This window comes from Leisingera sp. CC-HEC093, from assembly GCF_059429195.1.
On sequence record NZ_JCAIJR010000001.1, the window covers coordinates 2,852,645 to 2,868,009 of the forward strand.

At 64.0% G+C, this 15,365-nt stretch carries 12 protein-coding genes; 11 read left to right on the forward strand and 1 reads right to left on the reverse strand.

Going from position 1 to position 15,365, the window contains the following annotated elements; all coding sequences use genetic code 11:
- Positions 1–11: 11 nt before the first annotated feature.
- Positions 12–1,202: an O-succinylhomoserine sulfhydrylase gene (gene metZ, locus AC5STB_RS13955; protein WP_495443414.1), complete on the forward strand. Its 1,191-nt coding sequence runs from the start codon at positions 12–14 to the stop codon at positions 1,200–1,202.
- A 106-nt stretch (positions 1,203–1,308) separates the two neighbouring features.
- On the opposite strand, the gene AC5STB_RS13960 is transcribed toward metZ, so the two are convergent.
- Complete coding sequence (locus tag AC5STB_RS13960) at positions 1,309–2,097, reverse strand: HalD/BesD family halogenase (RefSeq protein WP_495443415.1); 789 nt, start codon at positions 2,095–2,097, stop codon at positions 1,309–1,311.
- 110 nt (positions 2,098–2,207) lie between these two features.
- On the opposite strand from AC5STB_RS13960, the gene AC5STB_RS13965 reads away from it, so the two are divergent.
- From AC5STB_RS13965 to AC5STB_RS14010, 10 genes are all read left to right on the forward strand, one after another.
- On the forward strand, positions 2,208–3,059 hold the full coding sequence (locus AC5STB_RS13965) for a LysR substrate-binding domain-containing protein (protein ID WP_495443416.1): 852 nt from the start codon (positions 2,208–2,210) through the stop codon (positions 3,057–3,059).
- Positions 3,060–3,170: 111 nt separating this feature from the next.
- On the forward strand, positions 3,171–4,274 hold the full coding sequence (gene folE2, locus AC5STB_RS13970; protein ID WP_495443417.1) for a GTP cyclohydrolase FolE2: 1,104 nt from the start codon (positions 3,171–3,173) through the stop codon (positions 4,272–4,274).
- 302 nt (positions 4,275–4,576) lie between these two features.
- Entirely contained in the window at positions 4,577–5,482 is a 906-nt protein-coding gene (locus tag AC5STB_RS13975; RefSeq protein ID WP_495443418.1) for a hypothetical protein, read from the forward strand.
- Positions 5,483–5,529: 47 nt separating this feature from the next.
- Positions 5,530–6,978, forward strand: coding sequence for a TrkH family potassium uptake protein (locus tag AC5STB_RS13980; RefSeq protein WP_495443419.1), 1,449 nt, complete (start codon positions 5,530–5,532; stop codon positions 6,976–6,978).
- A 208-nt stretch (positions 6,979–7,186) separates the two neighbouring features.
- On the forward strand, positions 7,187–8,425 hold the full coding sequence (locus AC5STB_RS13985; protein ID WP_495443420.1) for an aspartate kinase: 1,239 nt from the start codon (positions 7,187–7,189) through the stop codon (positions 8,423–8,425).
- Between the two features lie 271 nt (positions 8,426–8,696).
- Complete coding sequence (ptsP, locus tag AC5STB_RS13990; protein ID WP_495443421.1) at positions 8,697–10,937, forward strand: phosphoenolpyruvate--protein phosphotransferase; 2,241 nt, start codon at positions 8,697–8,699, stop codon at positions 10,935–10,937.
- A gap of 159 nt (positions 10,938–11,096) precedes the next feature.
- Positions 11,097–13,391, forward strand: a complete 2,295-nt coding sequence (locus tag AC5STB_RS13995; protein WP_495443422.1) for a bifunctional salicylyl-CoA 5-hydroxylase/oxidoreductase — start codon at positions 11,097–11,099, stop codon at positions 13,389–13,391.
- Positions 13,388–14,113, forward strand: coding sequence for an SDR family NAD(P)-dependent oxidoreductase (locus AC5STB_RS14000; RefSeq protein ID WP_495443423.1), 726 nt, complete (start codon positions 13,388–13,390; stop codon positions 14,111–14,113). The genes AC5STB_RS13995 and AC5STB_RS14000 overlap by 4 nt, the downstream gene beginning before the upstream one ends.
- Positions 14,110–14,562 (forward strand): MarR family winged helix-turn-helix transcriptional regulator, encoded by a 453-nt coding sequence (locus tag AC5STB_RS14005; RefSeq protein ID WP_495443424.1) that lies wholly within the window; start codon positions 14,110–14,112, stop codon positions 14,560–14,562. Before AC5STB_RS14000 ends, AC5STB_RS14005 begins: the two co-directional genes overlap by 4 nt.
- Entirely contained in the window at positions 14,559–15,365 is an 807-nt protein-coding gene (locus AC5STB_RS14010) for an enoyl-CoA hydratase family protein (RefSeq protein WP_495443425.1), read from the forward strand. Before AC5STB_RS14005 ends, AC5STB_RS14010 begins: the two co-directional genes overlap by 4 nt.

Sequence of the window (15,365 nt, forward strand, 5' to 3'; positions counted from 1 at the left end):
AGACAGAAGAGATGAGCGACAACTGGAACAAGCGCACCACGCTGGTGCATGGCGGTACCCGCCGCAGCCAGTACAACGAGGTGAGCGAGGCGATCTTCCTGACGCAAGGGTTCGTATACGACAGCGCCGAGCAGGCCGAAGCGCGGTTCATCGAGACCGGTCCGGATGAGTTCATCTATGCCCGCTACGGCAACCCCACCGTCGATATGTTCGAAAAGCGCATCGCGGCGCTGGAAGGAGCCGAGGACGCCTTTGCCACCGCCTCCGGCATGGCGGCAGTGAACGGCGCGCTGACCTCGCTGGTGAAGGCGGGGGACCACATCGTCTCGGCCAAGGCGCTGTTCGGCTCCTGCAACTATATCCTGGCGGATGTGCTGGGCCGCTTCGGGGTTGAGGTGACGTTCATTGACGGCACCGATCTGGAGGCCTGGAAGGCTGCGCTGCGCCCCGACACCAAGGCAGTGTTTTTCGAGAGCATGTCCAACCCGACGCTGGAGGTTATCGATATCAAGGCGGTTGCCGAAGCCGCCCATTCGGTTGGCGCCACGGTGGTGGTGGATAACGTGTTCTCGACCCCGGTGTTCTCCAACGCCATCGAACAGGGCGCCGATGTGGTGATCTATTCTGCGACCAAGCATATCGACGGTCAGGGCCGGGCGCTGGGCGGGGTGGTGCTGGGCACCAAGGACTACATCCGCGGCACGCTGGAACCCTATATGAAGCATACCGGCGGATCTCTCAGCCCGTTCAATGCCTGGGTTATGCTGAAGGGGCTGGAGACGTTGTCGCTGCGGGTGAATGCGCAGGCTGAGACCGCGCTGAAAATTGCCGAAGCTTTGGACGGCCACCCGGCGCTGGAGCGCACCATTTACCCGGGCCTGAAGGGCCACGCGCAGAACGCGCTGGTGCAAACCCAGCTCGGCGGCAAGGGCGGCACCGTGCTGTCGCTGGACCTGAAGGGCGGCAAGGCGGCTGCGTTCAAGTTCCTGAATGCGATGACCATCCCGGTGATCTCCAACAACCTGGGCGACGCAAAATCCATCGCCACCCATCCGGCGACCACGACCCACCAGCGGCTGACCGACGAGCTGAAGGACGAGCTGGGCATCACCCCGGGCCTGGTGCGCTTCTCGGTCGGGCTGGAAGATGCCGATGATCTGATCGCCGATCTGAAGGCCGCGCTGGAGGCTTCGCAGGCTTGAGGCCGGGCAGGGTTTCATCTTTCCCGAAATACTCTCGGGGGTGAATTGAGCCGCAGGCTCAAGAGGGGGCAGACAGCCCCCTCTCTTTTTTTAGGCAGATGCCCGGTCAGGAGGCTCGGCCATAAAAGCCGATATTCTCCGCATCGGTGAACCGGACGCCGGGGCGTTCGTAGAAGGTGAAGACGGCGATCACCCGCGTCTTGCCCCCTTTCACCGTGCCGACCCTGTGCGGCGAGTTTTTGCCGCGGAAGATATTGAGCGTGCCCGGCGCCAGGGTGATTGAGCGCATGTTCGGGTCTTCGCCCCGCAGCAGCCGTTCCACACCTTTGTAATTCGGGTCGTCATCGCTGCGCAGTTCCGGGCTGTAGATGAACTCGCCGCCCTCATCAGGGGCCTGCAGCAGCATGGTGGTGGTGAATTCGGAGCGGTCGAAATGCCAGTTCAGCGCCTGTTCGGCGCCGTAGGACATGATGTTCAGCCGCGCCAGCGGGTCGTCCATGGTGTAAAGCGCCGGCTTGTCCATGGTGGCGGCCAGGAACCGGGCAAAGGGCGGCCAGTCATAAAGGCGCAGAACCGGTGAGCCGGGGAACTGGTCAGCGCAGAGGGTGAAGTTCGAGGTCTCGACCTTCTGCAGCGCCGGGTGGTCCGGCGCCAGCCCCTCGACACTGTCCTTGAAATAGATGTTGTGCCAGCGCTTGTGGTGGAAGCTTTCGGTCTCAAACTTGTGCTTCAGAGCATCGGCGGTGCCTTGGGCCACCTCCGGCTTCATCAGCCCCTCCAGGCTGAACATGCCGTCGGCGGCCAGTTCGGCGCGGCAGCGGTCCACCAGCGCCTGCCAGTCCGGGGTGCCGGGGCGGTCGAGCGGGTAACGGTCGAGATCAAGAATGTCGCGCATGGGGTGTTCCTTGGGGGCTTTCGGGCTTTTCCCAAGCCTGCGCGACGGGCGGGGATCTGACCACTATAAAATATCTTGGCGAGCATAAGATATTCTTGCACTGTCAGCCCATGAAACTGCCGCCGCTCAATGCCCTGCGTGCCTTTGAATGCGCTGCCCGGACCGGGAGCTTTTCGGCTGCGGGGGCGGAGCTGGGGGTCAGTTCCGCGGCGGTGTCGATGCAGGTGAAGAACCTGGAGGACTGGCTGGGGCTGAAGCTGTTCACCCGCCGGGCCAACCGGGTTCGGCTGACCGATGCGGGGCGGGACTATTACCAGAAGGCGGCGATGTCGCTGGCGGAGATCGCCAGTTTCACCGAGGCCCTGACCGAAGGCAGCGCCCGGCGTCCGCTGGTGATCTCTGCCACGCCGGCGCTGGCGCAGCTGTGGCTGCCGGAGCGGCTGAAGGCCTTTGCGGAGCTGCGGCCCGATGTGCCGCTGCGGCTGCGGATCGAGGATGACAGGATCGATTTGGAGGCGGAGGGCATTGATGCACGGTTGACCTATGGCGGCGAGCATCCCGAACACCGCACAGTGGAGCTGTTCAGCGACCGCTTGGTGCCGGTTGGAGCTGATCCCCAGCTGGATGTGCGGACTGCACCGCTGGTGGAGGTCGTCTGGGGGGAAACCATCGCCTCTGTACCCGGCTGGCGGCAGTATTTCACGCAGCATGGTATAGAGCGCGCCAGCCAGGCCGCGGCCATCGGGCAGTCGGTGCCCTCGGTGGTGTCGCTGGTGCAGGCGGGGCTGGGCATTGCGCTGCTGCCGGAGCAGGTGGTTGGCGGCGAAATCCGGACGGGCAGGCTGCACCGGCTGGACGGCCCGGCGCTGGAGATGCTGCGGCCTTATGTGCTGGTCACCCCCCATTATAAGTCGCGCTCGCGCCGCTTGCGGGCGCTTGCAGCGGTGCTTGGGGTCCGTTAAGGCGCCGGTTCTGCCGCAAATGGCGGATCCGTTTTGAAAATTGCCGCGTAACAGTATATGAGGGTGGCCTGCCGCACCCTATATGGGCCGCATGACTTGGGGGAAACGCCGATGAACATTCACAACCGCGACGCTGCCGAGGCGCCGGACCGCGAGGCGGCTGCCGCCGCGCTGGATGTGCTGCGGGCCTGGGCCGGCACCGTGACCGAGACCGAGATTGCCGAGCTGGATCCGGCGGTGGCGCGGCTGCTGCCGGGCCGTGCGGTTGGCAACTACCCTGAGCTGTCGCGGCAGTACCCCAAGGATTTCAAGTCGGACGAGGCCTACCGCGCCACCCTGCCTGACCTGCAGAACGGGCCGACCAGCCTGATCCGCGGCGCCAAGGAGCAGATCCAGCATGTGGGGATCTCTAACTTCCGGCTGCCGATCCGGTTTCACACCCGCGATGACGGCGATCTGACGCTGGAGACCAGCGTGACCGGCACCGTCAGCTTGGATGCGGGCAAGAAGGGCATCAACATGTCCCGGATCATGCGCACCTTTTACAAGCACGCAGAGCGCACCTTCAGCTTTGAGGTGATGGCATCGGCTCTGGATGATTACCTGAGCGATCTGGACAGCCCGGATGCGCGCATCCAGATGCGGTTTTCCTTCCCGGCGCGGGTGCAAAGCCTGCGTTCAGGCCTCAGCGGCTATCAGTATTATGACTTTGCGCTGGAATTGGTGGACCATGACGGGGTGCGTGAGAAGATCATGCATCTGGACTATGTCTATTCCTCGACCTGCCCGTGCTCGCTGGAGCTGTCGGAGCACGCCCGTCAGGCGCGCGGCCAGCTGGCGACGCCGCATTCGCAGCGCTCTGTCGCGCGGATTTCGGTACAGTCGGTGCCCGGCAGCGGTTGCCTGTGGTTCGAGGACCTGATCGAACTGTGCCGCACGGCGGTGCCGACCGAGACCCAGGTGATGGTCAAGCGCGAGGACGAACAGGCCTTTGCCGAGCTCAATGCCGCCAACCCGATCTTTGTCGAGGATGCGGCGCGGTTGTTCTGTGAGGCGCTGCAGGGGGATTCCAGGATCGGCGACTTCCGGGTGGTGGCCAGCCACCAGGAAAGCCTGCACAGCCACGATGCCGTCAGCGTGCTGACCCAGGGGCCGCTGTTCAAGGCGATGAGCCTGGACCCGAAATTGTTCTCGACCCTGATTCACCAGGGGTAAAAACTGGAGCCCGCCTGAATTTCAGGCAGGTTTCCGCTGGGTCAATGGCTCGGAACGCGGCAATTTCTGCATTGCCGCATTTTTTACGCCGCAGCGCAGAAGTTCATGGTAGCGTCAAGTCGAATCCCCCCGGCCGTCCTGCCGGGGGCGAGGGGAGATTGCGCGCAGGTGTCTGCAATTGACGGCCCGTATACAGCTGCATCAGGCCCGGAGCACATCCGGCGCCCGCTCCCGCTTTTCTTTGCCCGGACGCCGCAGCGCAGTGCCGGGGCAAGTGTGTTGCAGGACTTTAGGAGTAACAAATGACGAGCTTTCACAAGATTCCCGGTCTGACGGTCAGTACGCATGAATGGGCGGGCTATGCGGCCGGGCTGCAGATGAAGCTGTGGCGGCAGGCGGCAGAGGCTGCAATGCAGGCACCGCTGGACCAGATGCGGCTGGCGCATTCGATGATGGAAGCGCAGCGGCGCTTGTGGCAGGCGGGTGTTCCGGCGGTGGCAGGGGGTGCCGCTTCCGGACCTGAGGCAGCGCCGGAAGCGGACACCGCTGTCAAAACCCCGGCAGAAGCGCCGGCTGCCGCCAAGGCCGAGGCCAAGCCCCCGGTGCCGCGCAAGCCTGCGGCCCGCAAAACTGCCGCCCGCAAAACTCCTGCCCGCAAGGCCGCGTCCCGTAAAGCGCCCGCGGCAAAGCGCCCGGCGGCTGAATCTGTGAAGGCCAAGGCGGAGGCTGCCAAGCCAGTGGCAGGCAAAGCTCCGAAATCCAAGTCAGAAGCCGCCAAGCCTGCCGCAGCGAAAGCAGAAACCGCGAAACCAGCGGCCGTCAAACCGGACACTGCCAAACCTGTTGCGGCCAATCCGGCAGCCGCTAAGCCCGAGGCTGCCAAGGAGACCGCAAAGGCAGCACAGTCTGCACCCGCGGCCAAGGCGGCAAGCCAGCACAGAACAACTGCCGGGGAGAAGGCGGAGGCGAAGCCTGCGGAGTTCCGCAGCGTCTCCGCCCGCCGCAGTGAGGCCGCGCAGGCCACTGGCGGGGCCGCGCCGGCGCCTGCGGCCAAGCAGAATGCAGCCAGGCCCCCGGAAGCCGGGGGCGCCGCCGCATCCAAGGAGCAAGAGGCGCAAACCGCGTCATCCAAGCGCCCGCGCAAGCCGTCTTCGCCGCCGCAGATGCCGCAGCGCAACGCTGCGGGCAGCAGCGGCCGCGGCGAATAACGCCGCGCACTTGACACTCACTGCGCGGGGGGCCAACGCTGCGCCGCATGTTGGATCTCCGCCCGGTTGGGTATGTCATCGGCCTGCTGGTCGTCATTCTGGGAGCCATGATGGTGTTCCCGCTGCTGGTCGATCTGTATGACGGCCGGGGCGAATGGCATGTGTTCCTGGAAGGCGCCATCTTTACGATCCTGGTGGGCGGGCTGCTGTCCTTGAGCTGTGCCAACGGGGTGAAGGAGGGGCTGAGCATCCGCCAGACCTTCCTTCTGACCACGACGGTCTGGCTGGCGCTGCCGTTGTTTGGCGCGCTGCCGCTGATGCTGGGGGCGAGCGAGCTGCGGTTTGTCGATGCCTTTTTCGAGGCGATGTCGGGGCTGACCACCACCGGTTCGACAGTGATTTCAGGCCTGGATCACCTGCCGCGCGGGCTGCTGTTGTGGCGCGGCATCCTGCAATGGCTGGGCGGCATCGGCATCATTGTTGTGGCGATGGTGTTCCTGCCGGAACTGCGGGTCGGCGGGATGCAGATCTTCAAATCCGAGAGCTTTGACACATTCGGGAAAATCCTGCCGCGGGCGCAGGCGATCGCCAAGCAGATCTCCTTGATTTACGTGTCGCTGACCGCGGCCTGCATGCTGGTCTACATGGTGATGGGCATGGCCCCCTTTGATGCGCTGGTGCATTCGATGACCACGATCGCCACCGGCGGATTTGCCAACTACGATGCCTCCTTTGGCGCCTTTGCCGGGCCGGTGGAATACGCGGCCTCTGTCTTTATGATCCTGGCGGCGCTGCCGTTTGTTCGCTATGTGCAGCTGATCAACGGCCATGGCACCCCCCTGCTGCGCGACAGCCAAATCCGCGGTTTCATGATGACGCTGGGGCTGCTGGTCGCAGTGGCGGCAGGGGTTCTTTACTACTCGCGTCCGCATGGCGGCGAGGAGGCGCTGCGCTCGGCCCTGTTCAACATCACCTCGATCATGTCCGGCACTGGCTATGCCAGCGCGGATTATATGCAGTGGGGCAGTTTCCTGGTGATGATCTTCTTCTTTGCCGGGCTGATCGGCGGCTGCGCGGGCTCCACCGCCTGCTCGGTCAAGATTTTCCGCTATCAGCTGCTGTTTGCCTCCATCAAGGTGCAGATTCAGCGCATCCGGTCGCCGCATGGCGTCTTCCTGACGCGCTATGAAGGCCGCCCGGTGGACGCCGACGTGCTGAGCTCGGTGATCTCCTTTTTCATGTTTTTCGTGGTGACGCTGGGGATTATCGCCTGGATGCTGGCGCTGACCGGGCTGGATTTCGTGACTGCAGTTTCCGGCGCGGCCACGGCGGTGGCCAATATCGGTCCGGGACTGGGGCCGACCATCGGGCCTGCAGGCAACTTTTCGACCCTCAACGATCCGGCCAAATGGATCCTGAGCGCGGCGATGCTGATCGGGCGGCTGGAGCTGATGGCGGTCTATGCGATCCTGACGGTGCGGTTCTGGCGCGCCTGACACGGTGACGGGCAGATTGCCCGGCCTGCGGTTTGGCTGGTTTGGCAGAAGTTGCGCGCGCGTCGCCTTGTGGCGCTTTGCCGCGCTGAATTTCCGGCCAGGGCCGCAGCTTCCTTGCCCCGAAAGCCAGCGTGCTCTTGCCCTTGGGGGGCGGCTCGCCTATGAGGCTCGGGACCGAAACCCGCAAGCGCAGGGAGACAAGTTCCTTATGCCCGTACTTGTGATGAAATTCGGCGGCACGTCTGTCGCCAACCTGGACCGCATCCGCCGCGCTGCCAAGCGCGTCGGCGTCGAGGTGGCCAAGGGCTATGACGTGATCGTCATCGTCTCTGCCATGTCCGGCAAGACCAATGAGCTGGTGGGCTGGGTTGATGAGACCTCGCCGCTGTATGACGCGCGTGAATATGATGCGGTTGTGTCCTCGGGCGAGAACGTGACCGCGGGGCTGATGGCGCTGACGCTGCAGGAGATGGATATCCCGGCGCGCAGCTGGCAGGGCTGGCAGGTGCCGCTCAAGACCAATTCGGCGCACAGCCAGGCCCGGATCGAGGAGATCCCGCCGGAAAACATCCGCGCCAAATTCGGCGAGGGCATGAAAGTGGCGGTTGTCGCCGGTTTCCAGGGCATCAGCCCCGAAGGCCGCATCACCACCCTGGGCCGCGGCGGCTCTGACACCACTGCGGTGGCGTTTGCCGCGTCGTTTGAGGCGGAGCGCTGCGATATCTACACCGATGTGGACGGCGTCTATACCACCGACCCGCGGATCTGCGGCAAGGCGCGCAAGCTGGACAAGATTGCGTTTGAGGAAATGCTGGAGCTGGCCTCGCTGGGGGCCAAGGTGCTGCAAACCCGCTCGGTTGAACTGGCGATGCGCTACAATGTGAAGCTGCGCGTTCTGTCGAGCTTTGAGGAACAGTCCGACGAGGCCGGAACCCTGGTCTGCGACGAGGAGGAAATCATGGAATCCAATGTTGTAAACGGCGTTGCCTACTCCCGCGACGAAGCCAAGCTGACCGTGCAGTCGGTGGCCGACCGCCCGGGCATCGCGGCGACGATCTTTACCACGCTTTCCGACGCGGGTGTGAACGTCGACATGATCGTGCAGGACGTCTCTGAAGACGGCCGTACCGACATGACCTTCTCCTGCCCGACCGATCAGGTGGCGCGCGCCGAAAAGGCGCTGCTGGCGATCAAGGAGCAGGGCGAGCTGAACTATGCCGAGCTGCTGGCCGACAAGGATGTCGCCAAGGTTTCGGTGGTCGGCATCGGCATGCGCTCGCAGTCCGGTGTGGCCGCCAAGATGTTCAAGGTGCTGTCTGATGAGGGCATCAACATCAAGGTGATCACCACCTCTGAGATCAAAATCTCAGTGCTGATCGACCGCAAATACATGGAACTGGCGGTGCAGGCGCTGCACGATGCGTTCGAGCTGGAGAAAGCCGGCTAAGCGCTGAACCCGAAACAGCATATTGGAATTTGCAGGGGCGCCGGTCAGGCGCCCTTGCCATGTGTGCCGCCGCGCGGGCGGTATTCTGCCCAGCCCTTTGGCGCAGCGCTGCGAATGCAGGCAACGGCGCAAAAACCCTTGGACTTTTCCCGCCGGGGTGGGACAAGTGGGTGGAGGAGCACGCGCTGACGTACTACTCTGAGCGGTGCCCGTTTCTGGCGGTCAACCGGGGCGGCAGTGCAGAGGGAAGAAACCTCGGGAGAGGGTAAGAATGTCCGATACGACGGAATCCGAAAGCAGGAAGCTTCTGGTTCGCTTGCGCGAGGCGATGGCGGGGGATGATGCGGGCCAGGCGCGGCTCGACAAGATCACCCATCTGATCGCCGACAGCATGGGGACCGAGGTGTGCTCGGTCTATTTGTTCCGTGATGACGAGACGCTGGAGCTGTGTGCGACGCAGGGCCTGAACACCGAATCGGTGCACCAGACCCGGATGCGGATCGGCGAGGGTCTGGTTGGCCGGGTGGCCAGATTCGGCAAGGTGGTCAACACCCCGGATGCGCCGCACGCCAAAGGCTTCCGCTACATGCCGGAAACCGGGGAGGAGCGGTTCTCCTCCTTCCTCGGGGTGCCGGTGCAGCGGCTGGGCGAGATGCTGGGCGTGCTGGTGGTGCAGTCCAAGGATGCGCGCGAGTTTTCCGCCGACGCGGTCTATGCGCTGGAAGTCGTGGCCATGGTGATCGCCGAGATGACCGAACTGGGCGCCTTTGTCGGTGAGGGCGCGGCGCTGTCGCCGCTGCACCAGCAGGCGGTTCTGATCCACGGCGTGTCGGCGCAGGAAGGCGCGGCGGAAGGCCATGTCTGGCTGCATGAGCCGCGGGTGATCGTGACCAACCCGATTGCCGATGATCCCCAGCGTGAGCTGGAACGGCTGAATGATGCGGTGGAGGAACTGCGGGTCGGTGTCGACAAGATGCTGGAGGTGTCCCGCAACGGCGACAAGGAACAGCTGCAGGTCCTGGAAGCCTATAGGATGTTTGCCAACTCCAAGGGCTGGATGCGGCGGATGGAAGAGGACATCGCCCGCGGCCTGAGCGCCGAGGCGGCGGTGGAGAAGGAGCAGTCCCAGGCCCGTGCCCGGATGAGCCAGGTGCAGGATGCCTACTTGCGCGAGCGGCTGAGCGATCTGGACGATCTGTCGAACCGGCTGCTGCGGATCCTGACCGGGCAGGGGGCCGACACCGGCGCGGAACTTCCGGAAAACCCTATCCTGATTGCCCGCAATATCGGCCCAGGCGACCTGCTGGAATACGGCCGCAGCTTGCGCGGGATCGTGCTGGAAGAGGGCTCTGTCGGCTCCCATGCTGCTATCGTTGCGCGGGCGCTGGCGATTCCGCTGGTGGTCAATGCCAAACGGGTTACCACCGAGGCGCTGAACGGTGACCACATTATGGTGGACGGCGACCAGGGCGTGGTGCATCTGCGCCCGGAGGACACAGTGGTTGGTGCCTTCCGCGACAAGATCGCGATGCACACCAAGGCGCAGGAGCGCTATGCCTCAATCCGGGACAAGCCTGCTGTCACCACCGATGGCCAGCGCATCAACATGGTGATGAACGCCGGCCTGATGGCGGATCTGCCGTCGCTGGACGGCTCCGGCGCCGAAGGCGTGGGTCTGTTCCGCACTGAGCTGCAGTTCCTGGTCCGCAACCAGATGCCGAAACGGTCGGAACTGGTGGCCCTTTACAAACGGGTGCTGGATGCCGCCCACGGCAAGCCGGTGGTGTTCCGCACGCTGGATATCGGCTCTGACAAGGTGCTGCCCTACATGAAGCCGACCGATGAGCCGAACCCGGCGCTGGGCTGGCGGGCGATCCGGGTGGGGCTGGACAAGCCGGGCGTGATGCGGATGCAGCTGCAGGCGCTGCTGCGTTCTGCCGAAGGACGGCCGCTGTCGATCATGTTCCCCTTTGTCGCCCAGTTCGAAGAATACCGTGCCGCCCGTGCGGAAGTGGAAAAGACCATCGAACGGGAGCGCATCCTGGGCCATGTGCTGCCTGCCGATCTGGAGATCGGCGCGATGCTGGAGACGCCGTCGCTGGCTTATGCGCCGCAGAAGTTCTTTGACGAGGTGGCTTTCATCTCGATCGGCGGTAATGATCTCAAGCAGTTCTTCTTTGCGGCCGACCGCGAGAATGAACGGGTGCGGCGGCGCTATGATACGCTGAACGTGAGCTTTCTGAGCTTCATCGAGCGGATCGTGGAGCGCTGTGCGATCTCCGGCACGCCTTTGAGCTTCTGCGGCGAGGATGCGGGCCGCCCTGTTGAAGCCGTCTGCCTGGCGGCGATGGGGATCCGCACGCTGTCGATGCGCCCGGCCTCTATCGGGCCGGTCAAGTCGCTGCTGCTGCGGGTGGATCTGGGCGAACTGCGCAAGATCATCTCTGACGCCCGCCATCGCGGCGACCAGGCAGTGCGCCCGGCAGTGATGGAATACCTGCGGGGGCTGTGATCCGCACTATTGGGCGGGCAGTTTGTGTTCTGGTCCCTTGGCCGGGCGGTGACGCTTTGCTTGCACAATTGCTTCAAGCTTAAAACTTTAGGCTTGAAGTTTTTCTGCACCTGCTTATCCTGATCCTCAGAGACGTGTGCTGAGCGGGAAGGGATGATCATGAAAGTCGTCTGTCTGGGAGGAGGGCCCGCGGGCCTCTACTTTGCCATCTCGATGAAGCTGCGGCGGCCGGAGGCCGAGGTCACGGTGGTTGAGCGCAACAAGCCTGATGATACCTTCGGCTGGGGCGTGGTTCTGTCGGATGACGCCCTGGATAACCTCAGCGCCAATGATCCCAAAAGTGCCGAAGCGATCCGGGAGAGCTTTGCATACTGGGACGATATCGCGGTGGTGCATGACGGCACCCGCACGGTGTCGGGCGGGCATGGGTTTGCCGGGATCGGGCGCAAGCAGATGCTGCTCTTGCTGCAGGACCGGGCGCGGGAACTGGGGGTGGACCTTCAGTTTGAAACCGTTGCCAAACCCGCGTCGGAGTATCAGAAAGACTATGATCTGGTGGTTGGCTGCGACGGGCTGAATTCCAGTGTCCGCAATGAGTTCGCGGAACATTTTAAACCAGAAATCGACGTGCGCCCCTGCAAGTTCATCTGGCTGGGCACCCATCAGAAGTTCGACGATGCCTTCACCTTCATCTTCGAGAAAACCCAGCACGGCTGGATGTGGATCCACGCCTATCAGTTTGATGCCGATACCGCGACGGTGATCGTCGAATGTTCTGCCGAGACCTGGGAGAACTGGGGCTTTGAGGGGATGAGCAAGGAAGAGATCATCCGCACCTGCGAGGAGATCTTTGCCGATCATCTGGATGGCCACGCGCTGATGTCCAACGCGGCGCACCTGCGCGGGGCGGCTGTGTGGATCAACTTCCCGCGGGTGCTGTGCGAGAAGTGGCATCACGAGAACGTTGTTCTGCTGGGGGATGCCTCCGCCACGGCGCATTTCTCCATCGGGTCGGGATCGCGGCTGGCGTTTGACAGTGCCATAGCGCTGGCGGAGCTGGTTAGCACCGAGCCAACGCTGGAGCGCGCGTTTGAGCGCTACCAGGAGGAGCGGCGGCTGGATGTGCTGCGGCTGCAGTCGGCGGCGCGCAACTCGCTGGAGTGGTTCGAGGAGGTCGAGCGCTACCTGGATATGGACCCGGTGCAGTTCAACTACTCGCTGCTGACCCGCTCGCAGCGGATCAGCCACGAAAACTTGCGGCTGCGGGACCCTGATTGGCTGCAAAGCGCCGAAAAGTGGTTTCAGGGCAAGGCCGGCGCGCCTGCCGATGCACCGGTGCGGCCGCCGATGTTCGCGCCCTACAGTGCGCGCGGGATGGAGCTGAAGAACCGCATCGTGGTCTCCCCGATGGCGCAGTACAAGGCCGTGGAGGGTTGCCCGACAGACTGGCACCTGATCCATTACGGCGAACGGGCCAAGGGCGGGGCGGGGCTGGTCTATACCGAGATGACCTGTGTGTCTGCAGAGGGCCGGATTTCGCTGGGCTGCCCGGGCCTGTATGCACCGGAGCATGAGGCGGCGTGGAAGCGGCTGACGGATTTTGTGCATACGGAGACCAGCGCGAAGATCTGCTGCCAGATCGGCCATTCAGGGCGCAAGGGTTCCACCCAGCTGGGATGGGAGGAGATGGACGCACCGCTGCCGGCGGGGAACTGGGAGACGGTTTCGGCCTCGGCCATCCCGTGGTCGGCGAACAACCCGGCCCCGCGGGAGATCACGCGGGCGGAAATGGACGCGATCAAGGCGGAATTCGTAGCCGCGGCGCAGATGGCGGAGCGCGCCGGGTTTGACATGATCGAACTTCATGCGGCGCATGGCTATCTGATTTCCTCCTTCATTTCCCCGAAATCGAACGTCCGCACCGATGACTATGGCGGCTCCCTGGAGAACCGCCTGCGCTATCCGCTGGAGGTGTTCCAGGCGATGCGCACGGTCTGGCCGGAGGACAAGCCGATGTCGGTGCGTATCTCTGCCAACGACTGGGTCGGCGACGAGGGCGTGACGCCGGAGGAGGCGGTGGAGATCGCCAAAGCCTTCACCGCGGCGGGTGCGGATATCATTGATGTCTCGGCGGGGCAGACCTCCACCGACGCGCAGCCGGTGTACGGGCGTATGTTCCAGACGCCGTTTTCCGACCGCATCCGCAATGAGGCCGGGATTGCCACCATGGCTGTCGGCAACATCTATGAGGCGGATCATGCCAATTCGATCCTGATGGCGGGGCGGGCCGATCTGGTCTGTGTGGGCCGGCCGCATCTGGCTGATCCCTATTGGACGCTGCATGAGGCGGCGCGGATCGGGGACCGGCATGGCGATTGGCCGCTGCCATATCATGCAGGCCGCGATCAGGCCTGGCGCCTGGCAGACCGCGAAGCGGAGGTGATCCGGGCATGACACGCAGGGTTCTGGTCACAGGCGGCGGTACAGGGATCGGCAAGGCAATTGCCCATGCTTTTGCTGCCGATGGCTGCGATGTCACCATCGCGGGGCGCCGCCGGGAACCGCTGGAAGCGGCGGCAGAGGGGTTGGGGCTGGAGATCCGCGTGGCGGATGTGGCGGATGAGGCGCAAGTGGAGGCGCTGTTCGATACGCCTTTCGACGTGGTGATCGCCAATGCCGGCACCGGTGCGGCAGCGCGCATCGAAGACGTAGAGCTGGAGGATTGGCAGCGTACATTGACCGTCAACATGACCGGTACCTTCCTGACCTTCCGGGCAGCGCTGCGGGCGGGCATGGAACCGGGCGGGCGGCTGATTGCCATCGCCTCCACCGCGTCCTTGCAGGGCGGGGCGCAGATCCCGGCCTATGCGGCCTCCAAACACGGGGTGCTGGGGCTGGTGCGGTCGGTGGCGCAAGGCGTGGCGAAACGCGGGATCACCTGCAATGCGGTCTGCCCCGGGTTTGTTGATACCGAAATGGCGGAGGCTGCGGTCAGCGGGTTGATGGCCCGGCACGGCATACCGCGGGACAAGGCGCTGGCGATGGTGGTTGGCGGCAATCCGATGCAACGGCTGATTGCGCCGGAGGAAGTGGCGGCCACGACGGCTTTCCTTGCATCTGAGGGCGCGGCTTCGGTCAATGGGCACGCGATGAGCGTGTCGGGAGGGGAAATTTGAGCACGACATCAAAAGACCGGCTGCGGTTGTGGCTGAAGGTGCTGAAAGCCACCAAGGCGGTGGAGAGCGAAGTGCGCGAGAGCCTGCGGCGGGATTTTGCGACGACCTTGCCGCGGTTTGATGTGATGGCCGCGCTGATGCAGCACGAAAAAGGCCTGAAGATGAGCGAGTTGTCGGGGGTTTTGAAAGTCTCCAACGGCAATGTGACCGGCATTGTCGAGCGGTTGGTCGAGGACGGCCACGTGCGGCGCGAAAAGGTTGAGGGCGACCGGCGCGCCAATTTGGTGCGGCTGACGGAGGCGGGCCGGGTTGAGTTTTCCCGCCAGGCGGAGGCGCATGAGGGCTGGATCAACGCGGCCTTCGACGGGCTGACAGCGGATGAGGCGCAAGGGATCGCCGAAAGCCTGGAGGCGGTGGCGCGGCGGCTGGAGGAGGAAGGCAAGGCATGAAAGTGAAACGGGAACCCAAGCACTTTCGGTGCCGGATCGAGGAGGGCATCGCCACGGTGTCCTTGGACCGGCCGGAACGGAAGAACCCGCTGACCTTCGACAGCTACGCAGAGTTGCGCGACTGGTTCCGCGACCTGCACTATGATGACAGCGTCAAGGCGGTGGTCTTTGCCTCCAACGGCGGCAGCTTCTGTTCCGGCGGCGATGTGCACGACATCATCGGGCCGCTGGTCGGTATGAACATGAAGGAACTGCTGGCCTTCACCCGGATGACCGGTGATCTGGTCAAGGCGATGGTGAACTGCGGCAAGCCGGTGATTGCGGCGATTGACGGAATCTGCGCGGGCGCGGGCGCAATAATCGCCATGGCCTCCGACATCCGGATCGCCACGCCGGAGGCAAAAACCGCGTTTCTGTTCACACGTGTGGGCCTCGCGGGCTGTGACATGGGCGCCTGTGCGATCCTGCCGCGGATCATCGGCCAGGGACGGGCGGCGGAGCTTTTGTACACCGGGCGGTCGATGAGCGCCGAAGAAGGCCACACCTGGGGTTTCCACAACAAGCTGGTTGCAGCGGATGAATTGGAAGCGGAGGCGCAAAGCTGGGCCGCGCGGATCGCCTCGGGTCCGAACTTCGGCCACATGATGACCAAGACCATGCTGGCGCAGGAATGGTCGATGTCGATCGAACAGGCGATCGAGGCCGAAGCGCAGGCGCAGGCGATCTGCATGCAGACGGCGGATTTCGAGCGCGCCTACCATGCCTTTGTGAACAAGGAAAAGCCGATGTTCGAAGGCGACTGA

Coding starts and splice junctions, on each gene's coding strand:
- metZ (WP_495443414.1), top strand. CDS start 12: ATGAGCGACAACTGGAACAAGCGCACCACGCTGGTGCATGGCGGTACC.
- AC5STB_RS13960 (WP_495443415.1), bottom strand. CDS start 2,097: ATGCGCGACATTCTTGATCTCGACCGTTACCCGCTCGACCGCCCCGGC.
- AC5STB_RS13965 (WP_495443416.1), top strand. CDS start 2,208: ATGAAACTGCCGCCGCTCAATGCCCTGCGTGCCTTTGAATGCGCTGCC.
- folE2 (WP_495443417.1), top strand. CDS start 3,171: ATGAACATTCACAACCGCGACGCTGCCGAGGCGCCGGACCGCGAGGCG.
- AC5STB_RS13975 (WP_495443418.1), top strand. CDS start 4,577: ATGACGAGCTTTCACAAGATTCCCGGTCTGACGGTCAGTACGCATGAA.
- AC5STB_RS13980 (WP_495443419.1), top strand. CDS start 5,530: ATGTTGGATCTCCGCCCGGTTGGGTATGTCATCGGCCTGCTGGTCGTC.
- AC5STB_RS13985 (WP_495443420.1), top strand. CDS start 7,187: ATGCCCGTACTTGTGATGAAATTCGGCGGCACGTCTGTCGCCAACCTG.
- ptsP (WP_495443421.1), top strand. CDS start 8,697: ATGTCCGATACGACGGAATCCGAAAGCAGGAAGCTTCTGGTTCGCTTG.
- AC5STB_RS13995 (WP_495443422.1), top strand. CDS start 11,097: ATGAAAGTCGTCTGTCTGGGAGGAGGGCCCGCGGGCCTCTACTTTGCC.
- AC5STB_RS14000 (WP_495443423.1), top strand. CDS start 13,388: ATGACACGCAGGGTTCTGGTCACAGGCGGCGGTACAGGGATCGGCAAG.
- AC5STB_RS14010 (WP_495443425.1), top strand. CDS start 14,559: ATGAAAGTGAAACGGGAACCCAAGCACTTTCGGTGCCGGATCGAGGAG.